Raw genomic sequence first — 15212 nt, 5'->3', positions numbered from 1 at the left:
CCTCAGCCCAGCAGCAACGCGTTCACCCGCTTCACGTAGGCGGCGGGGTCTTCGAGCACCCCGCCTTCGGCCAGCAGCGCCTGATCGAACAGCACCTGCGCCAGATCGCCGAAGCGGGCATCCCCGGCTTCATCGGCCTCGATCGCGCCCAGCTTCTTCACCAGGGCGTGGTCAGGGTTGATCTCCAGCGTCGGTTGCGACACCGGCGCGGCCTGACCGGCCTGCTTCAGCATGCGGGCCAGGTGGCCGCTGATGTCGTGCTCCTCGACCACGATGCAGGCTGGCGAGTCCACCAGCCGCGTGGTCACGCGCACATCCTTGGCGCGGCCTTCCAGCGCGGTCTTCAGACGGTCCAGCACCGGCTTGAACTGCTCGGCCGCTTCCTCGGCCTTCTTCTTCTCTTCCTCGTCCTGGAGCTGGCCGAGGTCGACCGCGCCCTTGGCGACCGACTGCAGGGCCTTGCCCTCGAACTCGTGCAGGTGCGACAGCATCCACTCGTCGACGCGCTCGGTCAGCAGCAGCACCTCGATGCCCTTCTTGCGGAAGATCTCGAGCTGCGGGCTGTTCTTCGCGGCGCCCAGGCTGTCGGCGGTGATGTAGAAGATGGCCTCCTGGCCCTCCTTCATCCGCGAGACGTAGTCGGCGAACGACACGTTCTCGTCGGCGTGCGTCGATGCGAAACGCAGCAGCTTGACCAGACGCTCCTGGTTGGCGTGATCCTCGCCGACGCCTTCCTTCAGCACCTGGCCGAAGTCGGTCCAGAAGCGCGCGTACTTGTCGCGCTCGCCGGCGTCCTCGCTGTTGGCCAGCGACTCCAGCATGGACAGCACGCGCTTGGTCGAGCCCTCGCGGATCGCCTTCACGTCGCGGCTTTCCTGCAGCAGTTCGCGGCTCACGTTCAGCGGCAGGTCGGCCGAATCGATCACGCCCTTCACGAAGCGCAGATACACCGGCATCAGCGCCTCGGCGTCGTCCATGATGAACACGCGCTTGACGTACAGCTTCACGCCGCCCCGCTTGTCGCGGTTCCACAGGTCGAACGGCGCCTTGGCCGGGATGTAGAGCAGCTGCGTGTACTCGCTGCGGCCCTCGACGCGGTTGTGCGTGAAGGCCAGCGGCGCTTCGGTGTCGTAGCTGATCTGCTGGTAGAAGGCGTCGTACTCGGCCTGCGTGATGTCGCTCTTCGAGCGCGTCCACAGCGCGGACGCCTTGTTCACCGGCTCCCACTCGTCCTTGAGCACCTGGGTTGCGTTGTCGGCGTCCCACTCTTCCTTGCGCATCAGGATGGGCAGGGAGATGTGGTCCGAGTATTTCGCGATCGTCGACTTCAGGCGCCAGGTCTTGAGGAACTCCTCCTCGCCCTCGCGCAGGTGCAGGATGACGTCGGTGCCCCGGCCGGGCTTGGTGATGGTCTCCACCTCGAAGTCGCCGGTGCCCTCGGACGTCCAGCGCACGCCCTGCTCCGCCGGCAGGCCGGCGCGGCGCGACTCCACCGTGATGCGGTCGGCGACGATGAAGCCGGAATAGAAACCGACGCCGAACTGGCCGATCAGGTTGGCGTCCTTCTTCTGGTCGCCTTCAAGCTTGGCCATGAACTCGCGGGTGCCGCTCTTGGCGATCGTGCCGAGGTGGGCGATCGCCTCCTCCGCGGACAGGCCGATGCCGGTGTCGCTGATGGTGACGGTGCGGGCCTCGGTGTCGAAGGACACGCGGACTTCGAGGTTCGGCTGGTCCTCGAACAGCTGAGGATGGTCGAGCGCCTCGAAGCGCAGTTTGTCGCAGGCGTCCGAGGCGTTGCTGACCAGCTCGCGCAGGAAGATTTCCTTGTTCGAGTAGAGCGAGTGCGTCACCAGATGCAGGATCTGCTTGACTTCGGCCTGGAAGGAATGGGTTTGCTTGTCCATCGTTCGTGAGAGCGGTGATGCCAAAGGGATGCCAACGGGATGCCAACCGGCTGCCAAAAGCAGTGCGGCAAGGGCAAGCCCCGATGGGGCCAGGATTATCGCGATCACAGATGGGCCCGGCCCAGTCCGATTTCAAGGGGACGACGTGCGCCTCTACACTCCGCGCCCTATGCCGATGATCTACTGGTTCGACTTGTTGGGCGTGGCGGTGTTTGCCGTCAGTGGCGCGCTGGCCGCGATGCAGGCGGGGCTGGACCTGTTCGGGCTCCTGGTGATTGCCGCGATGACGGCGGTGGGTGGCGGCACGCTGCGCGACCTGCTGCTGAACCGTCATCCGGTGTTCTGGATGAAGGACACGCGCTACCTGCTGGTGATCATCGCCAGCGCGCTGGCGGCGCTCCTGGCCGGCCCCTTCCCTGAACATGCCATGGGCATCCTGAGGGTCGCTGACGCGCTGGGGCTGGCGCTGTTCGCGCTGTGCGGCACCGAGATCGCCGAGGAGCACGGCCTGAAGCCGATGCCGGCGCTGCTGATGGGCACGTTGACGGCGTGCGGCGGCGGTGTGCTTCGGGACCTGCTCAGCGGTCAGGCGCCGCTGCTGCTGCGCAAGGACATCTACGCGACTGCCGCGATCGGCGGCATCGCGCTGTATTTCCTGCTGAAGGCCATGGGCGTGCCGATGCGATGGGCCTTCGTCACTGGCATGGTGGGTGTTGCCGCATTGCGCCTGGCGGCGCTGTATTTCGGCTGGCAACTGCCTGCGTTGCAGATGCTGCAAATGCATCCCTGACCACCGCCGACAGCGACGCCTCCGAGACGGCGGAAGCCGGGTGCCCCCGAGCGATTTAGCGGAGCCTGCGAGCGTATGAGCGAGGGGGCACCCGGCTTCCGCCGTCGTGCTCGGTCCCTCGCCGCTCACTCCTCGCGGTCGACGCCCCCGTCAACGTCCTCGTCGACGTCCTCGTCCTCGTCCTCGTCCTCGTCAACGTCGTCTGCGACATACGCCTGCTGCGCATCCCGTGTTCCACGCTTGGCGGCGACGGCGCGGGCTTCCTTCTCGGCGATCCTGGCGGCTTCAGCGGCGTCCGCGGCGGTGGTCCATTCGTCGAATTCGGCCGGCGTCTCCAGAGTGATCCGCCCGAGCTGCCCCTGACGCAGGTCGTACAGCAGGACCTCGGCGGCCTTCTGCATGTTGATGCGTCCGCCCGACAGCACAGCGCCGCGGCGCTTGCCGATCAACTGCAGCACCTCGCCGTCGAGCAGCGAGGCGTCGGGCTCAAGCTGGTAGCGGGTCTTGAGCGACTGTGGATAGTGCAGACGCAGGTAGCCGAGCAGGTCCAGCGCCACCACCTCCTCTTCGAAGGCGTTGCGGCCGATCGCACCGCTGGCGGCGAGGTTGATGCCCGCCTCCGGCACCCGGATCTTGGGCCACAGCATGCCCGGCGTGTCGAACAGGTAGACGCCCTTGTCGAGCAGGATCTTCTGCTCGATCTTGGTGATGCCGGGCTCGTCGCCGGTGGCCGCGGCGCGCTTGCCGACCAGCGTGTTGATCAGCGTCGACTTGCCGACGTTCGGGATGCCGCAGATCAGCACGCGCAGCGGCTTGTCCAGCCCGCCGCGGTGGGGCGCGAGCGCGCGGCACTCGGCGGCCATCATCTTTGCCAGGCCTGGCTGACCCTGGTGGATCGCGACCGCCTGCGTGTTCGGCTGCGCGCGATAGAACGCCAACCATTCCGCCGTGCGGCCGGGATCGGCCAGGTCCTGCTTGTTGAGCAGCTTCAACGCCGGCCGCCCCTGCGTCAGCTGCGCGAGCAGCGGATTGGCGCTGCTCGCGGGCACGCGGGCATCGAGCATCTCGATGACCACGTCGATCCCGCTTTTCATGCGCTCGCGGATCGCGCCCCGGGTCTTGTGCATGTGCCCGGGAAACCATTGAATCGCCATGGACGCGATTGTCCGCGATCCGACGGTCAGTTCCGCGCCGGCGCCGGGCGCAACGCCACGATGGTCAGTTGCCCCTGCTGCGATTCGATGCGCACCTCCAGCTTGTCGCCGGCCGAGATCGCGGACAGCTGCGCCGCGCTGACCACGCCGGGCGCGAGCCGGAACGGCATCGTCATGCCGGGCATGTCGAGGTGGCGGATGTCGCCGTGCCTGAGCGTGAGCTTCTGCTGCGCGGCGTCGACGCGCCGGACCTCGGCCGGGATCCAGTCCTGGGAGGACGGCGCTGTCGCATCGGACGCCTGCGCTCGCTGGTCGTGCTGGTCGTGCTGGTCGTGGCCCTCGTGGGAATGCGCCTGCGCACGCGCCGGCAGGGCGACTGCGGTCAGGACGATGGCGAGGGCGGCGAGCAGGGGGGAAATGCGGTTCATGGTGTCGACTTTCTGAATTCGTGGGTCGGGGCGTCGGTGCTCAATGCCCCTGATGTCCGTGTCCATCGGGCTTGCGGACGCGCAGCGGCTCCGCGGCGGGCGGCCTGGCCGCGGGGGACGGCGCCGATGCAGGGGCTGCGGGCGCGCCGTCCGGCGCGGCGACCGGACGGGCCACCGTGCCGGCCGGCGCCGCGTACCAGCCCGGATCGCGGTAGTCGCCCGCCTTCTGGTCCTTGCGCACTTTCAGCACGCTGAACATCCCGCCCATCTCGAGCGAACCGTGCGGCCCCTGCCCGCTCATCATGGGCACGGTGTTCTCGGGCAGCGGCATCTCCATCTCGGCCATGTCGGCCATGCCGCGCTCCCCCATGGCCATGTAGTCGGGGATGACCTTGTTGATGCGCGCCGCGAGACCGCGGTGGTCCACGCCGATCAGCGTGTCGACCTCATGCCCCATCGCGTTCATCGTGTGATGGCTCTTGTGGCAGTGGATCGCCCAGTCGCCGGGCTCGTCGGCGAGGAACTCGATCTGCCGCATCTGCCCGACCGCCACATCGGTCGTGACCTCGGGCCAGCGCGCCGTCTTCGGCACGGGGCCGCCGTCGGTGCCGGTGACCTCGAACTCATGCCCGTGCAGATGGATCGGATGGTTGGTCATCGTCAGGTTCCCGACGCGGATCCGCACCCGGTCGCCCTGCCGGACGTTGAGCGTGTCGATCCCCGGGAAGATGCGGCTGTTCCAGGTCCACAAGTTGAAGTCGGTCATCGTCATCGTTCGCGGCGTGTAGCTGCCGGGATCGATGTCGTAGCTGGAGAGCAGGAAGCAGAAGTCGCGCTGCACCTCGGCGATCTGCGGATGTCGCGCCTTGGGATGCGTGACCCAGAAGCCCATCATGCCCATCGCCATCTGCGTCATCTCGTCGGCATGCGGGTGGTACATGAAGGTGCCCGGACGCCGCGCGACGAACTCGTAGACGAAGGTCTCGCCCGGCTTGATCGCCGGCTGCGTCAGGCCGGACACACCGTCCATGCCGTTGGGCAGGCGCTGGCCGTGCCAGTGCACGCTGGTCTGCTCGGGCAGGCGGTTGGTCACGTAGATGCGGACGCGGTCGCCTTCGACGACCTCGATCGTCGGACCGGGCGACTGGCCGTTGTAGCCCCACAGGTGCGCCGTGGTGCCGGGCGCGAGTTCGCGCAGGACCGGCTCGGCGACGAGGTGGAACTCCTTGACGCCGTCGCGCAGGCGCCAGGGCAGCGTCCAGCCGTTCAGCGTGACGACGGGGTTGTAGGGACGTCCGTTCGGCGGCGTCAGCGGCGGCGCCGTGTCGGCGCTGTCGCGCTGGGCGGGTTCGGGCAGCGCCGCCATGGCGACGCGCGACACCCCGCTCGCGTTCACCGCGCCAGCCGCGCCGAGCGCCGCCCCCGCGGCTGCTCGGGCGAAGAGGTTTCTCCGGGAAATCATCGGCAGGTCCTTTCGAAGCCGCGCGTTCAATGCGCGGCGCCGCCGGCGCCTTCAGGCGCAGCGGCGGTCGAGGAAGAAGAGGCCGCGGCCGCGCCGTCGCGCACCGGTCCGAGCAGGCTCTGCGACAGCGTCGATTCCGCGAGCCAGAAATCGCGCTGCGCGGCCAGCGTCGCGGACACGGCGCGCGCCTGCACACGGGCATCGGCCAGCAGGTCCATGACGCCGACCAGCATCCCGTTGTAGCGGAGCAGGGTCTCGTCGGAGACCTGCCGGGCGAGCGGCATCACCTCGTCGTGATGGCGCCGGGCGATGCGCCAGGCGGCCTCTGCGCGTGCCCGGGCGACGCGCACGTCGGAACGCGCCTCGACCGCGACCTGCGCGGTGCGTTCCAGCGACTGACCGTAGGCCTCGCGCGCACCCGCGACACGCGCCTGGCCCCAGTCGAACAGCGGCAGCTCGACGCTGAGCTCGATGCCACGCTGCGTCGATTCCTCGTTGCTGCTGTTGCGCTGCAGGCCAAGCTCCAGCACGTTGACACGACCGGTCTGGCGCGTGAGGCCCAGCTGTGCAGCGAGCTGCTCCGATTCGCGCTTCGCCGCGAGGATATCGAGCCGCTGCGCGACCGCCTGGCGTTCGACATCGTCCGCGGTCCGGAAGTCGACAGGCACGTCCGGCAGCCGCTCGGGCAGCTTCAGCAGGGCGAGATCGTCGCCCCAGAGGCCGATCGCGCGGATCAGCGCCTCGCGATCGCCCTCGGCTTGCAGCTGCGCCTGCTCCATCGCGAGTTGCGACTCGACAAGCACCGTGCGCTCGCGCGCCAGGCGCAGCGCGCTGACGTTGCCGGCCTGCCGCATCCGCAGCGCCAGTTCCGCACCGGCCGAGGCCGAATCGAGCACCGTCCGCGCATGCCGCAGTTGCTCCTGCGAGGCGACCGCCTGGATCCAGCGCCGGCGCGCCTGCCCGGCGACGTCGAGCAGTTGCTGCGCGACGCGGGCCTGTTCGCGTTCGAGCGCGCGGGCGCCGGCCTCCTGGCGGGCGCCGCGGCCGAGCAGGCTCAGCAGGTTGAACTGCAGGCCGCGTTCGATCTCGCGCTCGTCGCCGCGGACCAGGCGACCGATGTTGAGCACCGGATTCGGCCACAGCAAGGTCTGCACCCGTTCCGATTCCGCCATGCCCAGACCGTACAAGCCAGCCTGCAGACCTCGGTGGTTGAGCAGCGCGAGTTGCACCGCGCCCTGCGCGTCGAGCGGCTGCGCGAGCAATGCCTCGGTTCGCGCGCGAGCGGCGGCGCGCTGCTCGTCGGAGCGCTGCGAAGGCAGGTCGGCGCCCAGCCAGTCACGACTCTTCTGCTGGACGGGCGCGGCGGCCTGCTCGGGCGACAGCGAGGCGCAGGCCGTCAAGGTCGCGGCGGCCGCCAGCGCGAGCAGCCGTGGGACGCACGTTACGCCTGACATCTGCGAGCGCCCGGGTTTCATCAGGGAGAACATCGCAGGCTCCTCAATGGTGGTGGGCGCCGGCCGGCGCGGAAGCCGCCTGGCTTTCACGCAACAGCGCTCGCCATCCGCCCGCCTCGAGCACGCGGCGATTGGCGAGACGCCAATCGCCGACGCCGGGGTCGACGACCGCGTTGCTCGCTGCGGGAGCGGGGGGTGTGATCCGCGGCGCGGCGCAAGTCCGGCGCGGGTCGGCAGGATCGGGCGGCGCGGCCATGGCGGCGCCCAGGCACATCGCCAGCGCGAGTGCGGGAATGGAACGAGAAGACATGGCTTCCTCGCAGAGGAACGGGATCGCGGTCGATCCGCTGCGAAGACGCAAGCGGACGACGGTTCGTGCGGCGGCTCGTCCGGGACGAGCGCCGGCGTTCAGGCGAGGAAGGCTTTGGGCGGCCGCTCCAGCGGCTGGGGAGACTGCTCGGGCGCGCCATGGGCGTCGAGCGAGGGAGCGGCGTCGCGCAGGTCGTGCGCGGCCGGCGTCAGCGGCGCGATGGGCATCGCGGCGCCGATGCAGCACTGCAGGCAGATGCCGCAATGGTGGTCGGAGGGCGTGGTGTGATCCGCGCCGTCGTCGTGCGACGCGCCATGGTCCATCGAGACCATGCCGGCGTGATCCATGCCGGTGCCCGGCGCCGGGTCAAGCGCCATGCCGTGGCCCATGTCCTGACAGTCGCCCGGCATCGTCATCACGGCAGCGCCCGTGTTGGACGCCATCAGCGCCATGCCGATGCCCATCGTCGCGGCGAGCGCCCCCTGCAGCGGCAGGGTCAGGCTCAGCAGGGCGAGCACCAGCCAGCGGCTCCAGAGGAGCCGGCGCGGACCGGGTGCATTCGGGCGGGACATGGGACGTGAGTGTAGGCGAGGCGGCATCGCCATGAGCAAGGGCCGCTCGCGCGGCCCTCGGGTGACATCGGGCGGCCGGTCCGTGCGGACCGGCGGCGGCGATCAGTCCTCGTTCTTGAACACGAGCTTGACCTCGTGCGTTTCCTTCTGGCCGCTCGGCTCGAACTTCCAGTCCATCAGCGCGCGGGTCACGGCCTTGTCGAAGACCTTGCGCGGTTCGGCTTCCAGGATCTCGACGCCGGAGACCTTGCCGTCCGGCTCGATGTTCATCTTGGCGCGCACGGAGCCTTGCGAGATCGACTGGCGGGCGGCCTCGGCCGGGAACTCCGGCGGCACCTTCTTGACGATCTTCGGGGTGGCGTGGGCGCCGGCGGCCAGGACCAGCGCGGCGGCCAGACCCAGGAGGGAGCGGGAAACGATGGTAGTCAGATGCTTGCTCATTGGGGACCTCGTACGTCTTGGGTGAGGAAAACGGGTTTCCGGTAGGAACTGGGGACTCAGGAAGCGGCGCGCGCGGTGCTGAAGAATCCGACGGCCTGCACCAGGCGCGAGCTGCTATCGCGCAGCGAATCGGTCGAGCGGGTCAGCTCGTCCACCAGCGTGGTGTTCTGCTGCGTCGCGCGGTCCAGCTCGTTCATCGCGTTGTTCACGACGCCGACGCCGGCGGCCTGCTCCTGGGCCGAGTGCGAGATCTCTTCGATCAGCTGGCCCATGTTGTTGACCTCGTCGACGACCGAGCGGATCGTGGCGCCCGCGTTGTTGACCAGGGCGGTGCCGTTCTCGACCTTGACGGACGATTCCTGGATCAGCACCTTGATCTCCTTGGCGGCCTGCGCCGAGCGGGAAGCCAGCGCGCGCACTTCCGAGGCCACCACCGCGAAGCCCTTGCCGTGCTCGCCGGCACGGGCGGCTTCCACGGCGGCGTTCAGCGCCAGGATGTTGGTCTGGAAGGCGATGCCGTCGATGACGCCGATGATGTCGCCGATCTTGCGCGAGCTCGCGCTGATCTCTTCCATCGTCGACACGACCTGGCTCACCACGGTGCCGCCGGCCGAGGCCGACTGGCGCGCCTTGGTCGCGATGCTCGCGGCCTTGCGGGTCAGCTCGCTGGCGCCGTTCAGGTTGGAGGCGATCTGCTCGACCGACGCGGCGGTGTTCTGCAGGCTCTCGGCGGAACGCGCGGTGCGGTCCGACAGGTCCACGTTGCTGCCGGCGATCTCGTTCGAGTTCTGGGCCACCTCGCCGGCCGCCGAGCTGACGCTGGCGACGACGCCGGACAGCGCGGTCTGCATGTCGCGCATCGCGTGCAGCATCTGCGCCAGTTCGTCGGAGCCCTCGACCTCGATGTGCTGCGACAGGTCGCCGGAGCTGATCGCCTGCGCGGCGTCCTTGGCCTTGCGGGCCGGCACGATGATGGAGCGGGCGATCGTCAGGCCGCCGACGCTGCCGATGACCACGGCGATCAGCACCAGCACGCCGGTGATGAGGATCGACTGGTTGGCCAGCTTGGCGCCGCCTTCGGCGAGGTCGCGACCGTTGGCGAACTGCAGGTCGACCAGGCTCTTCAGCGTGTCCTGGTAGTCCTTCTGCGCGGGACGCACGTCCTTGATCAGCGCTTCGCGCGCTTCGTCCGGGCTGCCGTCCTGCTGCACCTTCAGGAACTTCGACACCGAGTCGACGAACTTGGTCTGGGCCTCGCGCACCTTGGCGGCGAGTTCCTTGTCCTTGGCGTCGGAGACCTTGCCGTCGAGCTCGGTCAGCTGCTTCTGGCCGTCCTCGAGCGCGGCCGCGATGTCGGCCTTCTGGCGCTTGATGGCGTTGGCCGTGTCCAGCAGCAGCAGGTCGCGCGAGGCGCGGGCGATGACGTTGACGTCGCTCTCCAGCGCGTTGGCCAGCGCGATCTTCACCAGGCTGGAGTTGGCCGTCGTGCTCAGGTCATGGGAGAGGCGGCTGGCGTTGTGGGCGCCGAAGGCGCCGATCACGACCAGCAGCAGGATCAGCAGCGCGTAGCTCAGCGTCAGGCGCTGGCCGATACGCAGGCGGGACAGAAACGACATCGATTCCCTCGCAACGATTGAGTTGTTTGAATGACCGGACCGCAGCGGATCCGCGGACGCTCGTGGCGCCAGCGGTGCGGTCCGACCATCGGCTTCGGCGCGATCATCGTTGCACTTGAATCGGGGATTGCAGGGCGGGATCAGGCCCCCGTGAATTCTGACGCGGCACTTGCAACTGAATGAAAGTGGTCCGCCGAACCACTTGGCGGGCACTTGGTAGAAGCCCTAATGAGCCGCTCGGCGGGGTTTCACGATTCCTGCACATTCCTGCGCAAGACGGCCGCGCGGCCCCTGTACCCGGACGGTAACCGGGCGGTAACCGGGCGGCAACGGGGGCAGTAACCACCAACCGGGCGGCGACCGGGACGGCCGTCGATCGGCAGGGGGTCAGGACTTGCCCAACGCCGGCGGCACATCGCCCGCCGCAGGATCCGTGTCGGACACTTCCACGCGATTGCGCCCGCCCGCCTTGGCCCGGTACATCGCCGCGTCCGCCCGTCGCAGCCCATCCTCGACGCCAGCATCGTCCTCCCGCAGCACGGTCACGCCGATGCTGACGGTGTACGCGATCGACGCCCCGCCGCCGTCCTTCGCGCCGAGCGCGACCGGCGTGGCGGCGATGCGCCCGCGCAGCCGTTCCGCGAAGCGCCGGGCGCCAGGCAGATCCGTATGGGCGAGCCCGATGACGAACTCCTCGCCGCCGAACCGGCCGGGCAGATCCACGTCGCGCGAAGACGCCTTCAGCACCTGCGCCAGCGAGCGGATCACCGCGTCGCCCGCCGCGTGGCCGTGACGGTCGTTGACCTGCTTGAAACGGTCGATGTCGAGCATCAGCAGCGCGGACGGCGTCCGGTAGCGCCGCACGGTCCGCAGCAGTGCGCGCAGGCCCTCCTCCGTCGCCATGCGGTTGGCCAGGCCGGTGAGTCCGTCGGTGCGCGAGCGCTGCTCCAGTTCCGCGTTCACCTGCGCCAGCTGCGCCACCAGCGCCTCGGTCGACCGCAGCCAGCGCGACAGGGCCTGATAGCCGAACTGGGCGACGAACAGCACGATCAGCGTGAAGACCCAGAAGAACACCCAGGCGGTGCTGAGCATCACGCGCGAGGCCTCGTCCAGCTTCGCCCAGTCGTGGCTGCCGAGCGCCGTCCGCAGCTGCAGCGAGCCCAGTCCCAGGCTGACCAGCCCGTACCCCTGCACCGCCAGCACGATCGCGAACAGCAGGCCCAACCCCATCGCACGGCGGCCGCTGGGCGGCGGCGAGAACAGGCCCGGACGCGCCACGATCCAGCGCGAGAGACGCGGCCAGGTCACCGCCATCAGCGGTCCGCCCAGCAGGACGCTCTGCAGGAAGGCACCCAGCCACCATCCCTGCCAGATCGGCAGTTGCCGGTCTGCGGGGAGATCGTGGCTGAAGTTCCAGATCAGCGCGCCCGAGGAACTGAGTACCGCCGCGACGAAGCACAAGGGCACGAAGAACAGCCAGGCGCGCAGGCTGCGCAGCCCGCGCGGCGCGCCGACGGCGCGGTAGCCCAGGGCCAGCACGCCCAGTCCCAGCGGATTGGCGCAGGCGAACAGCGCGGCCCAGCCGGTCGACAGGCCCGCGGCCAGCGCCAGGACGAAGGTCGCCAGCCAGGCCGGCGCGGCGCCCCAGCGCCAGCCGAAGCACAGCGTCCACCACAGGCACAGCGGGATCGGCGGATAGAAGGTCAGGAACGCATGGGCGCCGCCGAGATCGACCGGAATGCCGGACCAGCCTTCCCGGACCGCGGCCAGCCCGAGCAGCACGCAGGCGCCGATCGTCGCGAACCATCCGCCGAGCAGCGCGCCGCGCTCGGCCGCGCTGCCTTCGCGCCAGAGCGCCCGGATCGACAGGCTGCCCGGGGTCTCGGGCACCAGATCCGTCGGGCGCTGCAGCGCATCCATCACGCCGCCGGGGGAGAAGGCACCTGGGAAGGCTCCGGGCGCGCGCGCGCGCCGAAGATCGCCGAACCGACGCGCACCATCGTGGCGCCCTCCAGGATCGCGGCGTCCATGTCGGCGCTCATGCCCATGCTGAGCGTGTCCAGGCCCAGCGCGAAGTCCCGGTTCAGCGTCGCCGACAGTTCAGCCAGCGCGCGGTGGGGGCGGCGCTGTTCCTCCAACGTGGCGGCCGGCTCGGGGATCGCCATCAGGCCGCGCAGGCGCAGCGCCGGCAGCGCGGCGACGGCGCGGGCGACCTCGGCGACCTCCGCCGGCGCCAGGCCGCTCTTGCTGTCCTCGCCGCTGATGTTGACCTGCAGGCAGACGTTGAGCGGCGGCAGCCCCGCCGGGCGCTGCTCCGCCAGGCGCTGGGCGATCTTCAGGCGGTCCACGCTGTGCACCCAGTCGAAGCGCTCGGCCACGACGCGGGTCTTGTTGCTCTGCAGCGGGCCGATCAGGTGCCATTCGACCTGTCCGCGCAGATCGGCCAGGGCGTCGATCTTGTCGACGCCCTCCTGGACGTAGTTCTCGCCGAAGCGGCGTTCGCCCGCCTCGAACGCGCTTCTCACATCCGAGGCCGGGAAAGTCTTTGTTACCACCAGCAGCGTGACGCTGTCGACAGGCCGCGACGCCTGCTGGCAAGCCCTCTCAATGCGGCCATGGAGCTGTTGTATGTTCTCGGAGATCGTCGCCATAATCGCCCACGCTTTTCCTCATCCCATGGACATCACCCAACTGCTGGCATTCTCGGTCAAGAACAAGGCCTCCGACCTTCACTTGTCCGCCGGGCTGCCCCCCATGATCCGCGTCCATGGCGACGTGCGCCGCATCAACGTCGAAGCCCTCGAGCACCGCCAGGTGCACGACATGGTCTACGACATCATGAGCGACGCCCAGCGCAAGTCCTACGAGGAGACGCTGGAAGTCGACTTCTCCTTCGAGATCCAGGGCCTGGCGCGCTTCCGCGTGAACGCGTTCAACCACAACCGCGGCGCGGGGGCGGTATTCCGGACCATTCCGAGCAAGATCCTGACGCTGGAGCAGCTGAACTGCCCCAAGGTGTTCACCGAGCTCGCGATGAAGCCGCGCGGCATGGTGCTGGTGACGGGCCCGACCGGCTCGGGCAAGAGCACGACGCTGGCCGCGATGGTCAACCACCTCAACGAGAACGAGTACGGCCACATCCTGACCGTCGAGGACCCGATCGAGTTCGTCCACGAATCCAAGAAGTGCCTGGTCAACCAGCGCGAAGTGGGTCCGCAGACGATGAGCTTCTCCAACGCGTTGCGCTCGGCGCTGCGCGAAGACCCGGACTGCATCCTGGTCGGCGAAATGCGGGACCTGGAAACCATCCGCCTGGCGCTGACCGCCGCGGAAACGGGCCACCTGGTCTTCGGCACGCTGCACACCTCGTCGGCCGCCAAGACGGTGGACCGGATCGTCGACGTGTTCCCGGCCGCGGAGAAGGACATGGTCCGCGCCATGCTGTCGGAATCGCTGCAGGCGGTGATCTCGCAGACGCTGTGCAAGACCAAGGACGGCAACGGCCGGGTCGCGGCGCACGAGATCATGCTGGGCACCTCGGCCATCCGGAACCTGATCCGGGAGAACAAGGTGGCGCAGATGTACTCGTCGATCCAGACCGGCAACAACCTCGGCATGCAGACGCTGGACCAGAACCTCACCGACCTGGTCCGCCGCAACATCATCTCGCCGGCCGAGGCGCGGGCCAAGGCCAAGATGCCTGAGAACTTCCCCGGCTGAGCGGACCGGCCCCACCACAACGACAGATCGATCGGGAGCGGGCGGGTGACCGCCGCGCCCCCGGCACACAGGACAGGACGCCGCCATGGAACGCGATCAGGCCACCAAGTTCATCAACGACCTGCTTCGCCTCATGGTGTCGCGCAAGGGCTCCGACCTCTTCCTGACGGCGGAGTTCCCGCCGGCGGTGAAGGTCGACGGCAAGGTGACCAAGGTGTCGCCGCAGCCGCTGACCGGCCAGCACACGCTGCAGCTGGCGCGGGCCATCATGAACGACAAGCAGGCGGCCGATTTCGAGCGCACCAAGGAGTGCAACTTCGCGATCTCGCCGCAGGGCATCGGACGGTTCCGCGTCAACGCCTACATCCAGCAGGGCCACGTGGCGCTGGTGCTGCGGACCATCCCGCAGACGCTGCCGACGGTCGAATCGCTGGAGCTGCCGCACATCCTCAAGGACGTGGTGCAGACCAAGCGCGGCCTGGTGATCCTGGTGGGCGCGACCGGTTCGGGCAAGAGCACCTCGCTGGCGGCGATGGTGGATCACCGCAACCAGACGACCTACGGCCACATCATCACGATCGAGGATCCGGTCGAGTTCGTGCACCCGCACAAGAACTGCATCGTCAGCCAGCGCGAGGTCGGTCTCGACACCGAAGGCTGGGAGCAGGCGCTGAAGAACACGTTGCGCCAGGCGCCGGACGTGATCCTGATGGGCGAGATCCGCGACCGTGAGACGATGGAGCACGCGGTGGCCTTCGCCGAGACCGGCCACCTGTGCATGGCCACGCTGCACGCCAACAGCGCCAACCAGGCGCTGGACCGGATCATCAATTTCTTCCCGGAAGAGCGGCGCGCGCAGCTGTTGATGGACCTGTCGCTGAACCTGAAGGCGCTGGTGTCGCAGCGGCTGCTGCCGCGCCAGGAGGGCAAGGGCCGGATCGCCGCGGTCGAGATCCTGCTGAACACGCCGCTGATCAGCGACCTGATCTTCAAGGGCGAGGTGGGCGAGATCAAGGAGATCATGAAGCGCTCGCGCGAGCTCGGCATGCAGACCTTCGACCAGGCCCTGTTCGACCTCTACGAGATGGGCAAGGTGACCTACGAGGACGCGCTGCGCAACGCCGACTCGGTGAACGACCTGCGCCTGCAGATCAAGCTCAACAGCGAGCGGGCGCGCAGCGGCGATCTGTCCTCAGGCACCGAGCACCTCACCATCGTCTGATCCGCAACCCGCTTTGGGCGCCCCGCGTCGTTGCGAATCCTCGCCATGGCGCTGCCATGGCTCCGGTTCGCGCCTAACGGTGCATCCCAAATCGGGCCGCGGAAGGGGCCACAATCGCCGGGTTTTCAACACCCTGCAA

The 15212-nt window shown here is 68.8% G+C and carries 14 protein-coding genes; 3 read left to right on the top strand and 11 right to left on the bottom strand.

From position 1 onward, the window contains the following. Positions 1 to 2: 2 nt before the first annotated feature. Positions 3 to 1904: a molecular chaperone HtpG gene (htpG, locus tag AC07O8_RS09260; RefSeq protein ID WP_495047747.1), complete on the bottom strand. Its 1902-nt coding sequence runs from the start codon at positions 1902 to 1904 to the stop codon at positions 3 to 5. 169 nt (positions 1905 to 2073) lie between these two features. On the opposite strand from htpG, the gene AC07O8_RS09255 reads away from it, so the two are divergent. Further along, the gene (locus AC07O8_RS09255; protein WP_495047746.1) at positions 2074 to 2694 is read left to right on the top strand and encodes a trimeric intracellular cation channel family protein; all 621 of its coding nucleotides are present in this window, start codon (positions 2074 to 2076) and stop codon (positions 2692 to 2694) included. 125 nt (positions 2695 to 2819) lie between these two features. Here the strand turns inward: AC07O8_RS09255 and ylqF are convergent, their stop codons facing one another. The 10 genes from ylqF to AC07O8_RS09205 form a co-directional block, all read right to left on the bottom strand. Beyond that, positions 2820 to 3848, bottom strand: a complete 1029-nt coding sequence (gene ylqF / locus AC07O8_RS09250) for a ribosome biogenesis GTPase YlqF (RefSeq protein WP_495047745.1) — start codon at positions 3846 to 3848, stop codon at positions 2820 to 2822. A 26-nt stretch (positions 3849 to 3874) separates the two neighbouring features. Beyond that, a complete protein-coding gene (locus tag AC07O8_RS09245; protein ID WP_495047744.1) occupies positions 3875 to 4276 on the bottom strand; it encodes a copper-binding protein in 402 nt (133 codons plus the stop codon). Between the two features lie 40 nt (positions 4277 to 4316). Then, positions 4317 to 5738 carry a multicopper oxidase family protein gene (locus AC07O8_RS09240; RefSeq protein ID WP_495047743.1) on the bottom strand — a complete coding sequence of 474 codons (1422 nt, stop codon included), beginning with the start codon at positions 5736 to 5738 and terminating at the stop codon, positions 4317 to 4319. Between the two features lie 26 nt (positions 5739 to 5764). After that, a complete protein-coding gene (locus AC07O8_RS09235) occupies positions 5765 to 7225 on the bottom strand; it encodes a TolC family protein (RefSeq protein ID WP_495047742.1) in 1461 nt (486 codons plus the stop codon). 10 nt (positions 7226 to 7235) lie between these two features. Further along, positions 7236 to 7502, bottom strand: coding sequence for a hypothetical protein (locus AC07O8_RS09230; RefSeq protein WP_495047741.1), 267 nt, complete (start codon positions 7500 to 7502; stop codon positions 7236 to 7238). A gap of 98 nt (positions 7503 to 7600) precedes the next feature. After that, on the bottom strand, positions 7601 to 8074 hold the full coding sequence (locus AC07O8_RS09225) for a hypothetical protein (RefSeq protein WP_495047740.1): 474 nt from the start codon (positions 8072 to 8074) through the stop codon (positions 7601 to 7603). A 102-nt stretch (positions 8075 to 8176) separates the two neighbouring features. Then, a complete protein-coding gene (locus AC07O8_RS09220; protein WP_495047739.1) occupies positions 8177 to 8515 on the bottom strand; it encodes an energy transducer TonB in 339 nt (112 codons plus the stop codon). A 56-nt stretch (positions 8516 to 8571) separates the two neighbouring features. Continuing rightward, the gene (locus tag AC07O8_RS09215) at positions 8572 to 10131 is read right to left on the bottom strand and encodes a methyl-accepting chemotaxis protein (RefSeq protein ID WP_495047738.1); all 1560 of its coding nucleotides are present in this window, start codon (positions 10129 to 10131) and stop codon (positions 8572 to 8574) included. A 387-nt stretch (positions 10132 to 10518) separates the two neighbouring features. Then, positions 10519 to 12051, bottom strand: coding sequence for a sensor domain-containing diguanylate cyclase (locus tag AC07O8_RS09210; protein ID WP_495047737.1), 1533 nt, complete (start codon positions 12049 to 12051; stop codon positions 10519 to 10521). After that, positions 12051 to 12782 carry a YggS family pyridoxal phosphate-dependent enzyme gene (locus tag AC07O8_RS09205; protein ID WP_495047736.1) on the bottom strand — a complete coding sequence of 244 codons (732 nt, stop codon included), beginning with the start codon at positions 12780 to 12782 and terminating at the stop codon, positions 12051 to 12053. The genes AC07O8_RS09210 and AC07O8_RS09205 overlap by 1 nt, the downstream gene beginning before the upstream one ends. Positions 12783 to 12807: 25 nt before the next feature. Between AC07O8_RS09205 and AC07O8_RS09200 the strand changes: the two genes are divergently transcribed. Continuing rightward, positions 12808 to 13851 carry a type IV pilus twitching motility protein PilT gene (locus AC07O8_RS09200; protein WP_088407838.1) on the top strand — a complete coding sequence of 348 codons (1044 nt, stop codon included), beginning with the start codon at positions 12808 to 12810 and terminating at the stop codon, positions 13849 to 13851. A gap of 85 nt (positions 13852 to 13936) precedes the next feature. After that, a complete protein-coding gene (locus AC07O8_RS09195) occupies positions 13937 to 15073 on the top strand; it encodes a PilT/PilU family type 4a pilus ATPase (protein WP_088407837.1) in 1137 nt (378 codons plus the stop codon). The last annotated feature ends 139 nt before the right edge of the window (positions 15074 to 15212 follow it).

This window comes from Roseateles sp. GW821-FHT09G09 (assembly GCF_059415965.1).
Note: the sequence above shows the minus strand (reverse complement) of the source record. Positions and strands in the feature narration are given on the sequence as shown.

What these genes read in the sequence shown, in the direction of transcription:
- htpG (WP_495047747.1), bottom strand. Translation starts at nt 1,904, where the DNA reads ATGGACAAGCAAACCCATTCCTTCCAGGCCGAAGTCAAGCAGATCCTG.
- AC07O8_RS09255 (WP_495047746.1), top strand. Translation starts at nt 2,074, where the DNA reads ATGCCGATGATCTACTGGTTCGACTTGTTGGGCGTGGCGGTGTTTGCC.
- ylqF (WP_495047745.1), bottom strand. Translation starts at nt 3,848, where the DNA reads ATGGCGATTCAATGGTTTCCCGGGCACATGCACAAGACCCGGGGCGCG.
- AC07O8_RS09245 (WP_495047744.1), bottom strand. Translation starts at nt 4,276, where the DNA reads ATGAACCGCATTTCCCCCCTGCTCGCCGCCCTCGCCATCGTCCTGACC.
- AC07O8_RS09240 (WP_495047743.1), bottom strand. Translation starts at nt 5,738, where the DNA reads ATGATTTCCCGGAGAAACCTCTTCGCCCGAGCAGCCGCGGGGGCGGCG.
- AC07O8_RS09235 (WP_495047742.1), bottom strand. Translation starts at nt 7,225, where the DNA reads ATGTTCTCCCTGATGAAACCCGGGCGCTCGCAGATGTCAGGCGTAACG.
- AC07O8_RS09230 (WP_495047741.1), bottom strand. Translation starts at nt 7,502, where the DNA reads ATGTCTTCTCGTTCCATTCCCGCACTCGCGCTGGCGATGTGCCTGGGC.
- AC07O8_RS09225 (WP_495047740.1), bottom strand. Translation starts at nt 8,074, where the DNA reads ATGTCCCGCCCGAATGCACCCGGTCCGCGCCGGCTCCTCTGGAGCCGC.
- AC07O8_RS09220 (WP_495047739.1), bottom strand. Translation starts at nt 8,515, where the DNA reads ATGAGCAAGCATCTGACTACCATCGTTTCCCGCTCCCTCCTGGGTCTG.
- AC07O8_RS09215 (WP_495047738.1), bottom strand. Translation starts at nt 10,131, where the DNA reads ATGTCGTTTCTGTCCCGCCTGCGTATCGGCCAGCGCCTGACGCTGAGC.
- AC07O8_RS09210 (WP_495047737.1), bottom strand. Translation starts at nt 12,051, where the DNA reads ATGGATGCGCTGCAGCGCCCGACGGATCTGGTGCCCGAGACCCCGGGC.
- AC07O8_RS09205 (WP_495047736.1), bottom strand. Translation starts at nt 12,782, where the DNA reads ATGGCGACGATCTCCGAGAACATACAACAGCTCCATGGCCGCATTGAG.
- AC07O8_RS09200 (WP_088407838.1), top strand. Translation starts at nt 12,808, where the DNA reads ATGGACATCACCCAACTGCTGGCATTCTCGGTCAAGAACAAGGCCTCC.
- AC07O8_RS09195 (WP_088407837.1), top strand. Translation starts at nt 13,937, where the DNA reads ATGGAACGCGATCAGGCCACCAAGTTCATCAACGACCTGCTTCGCCTC.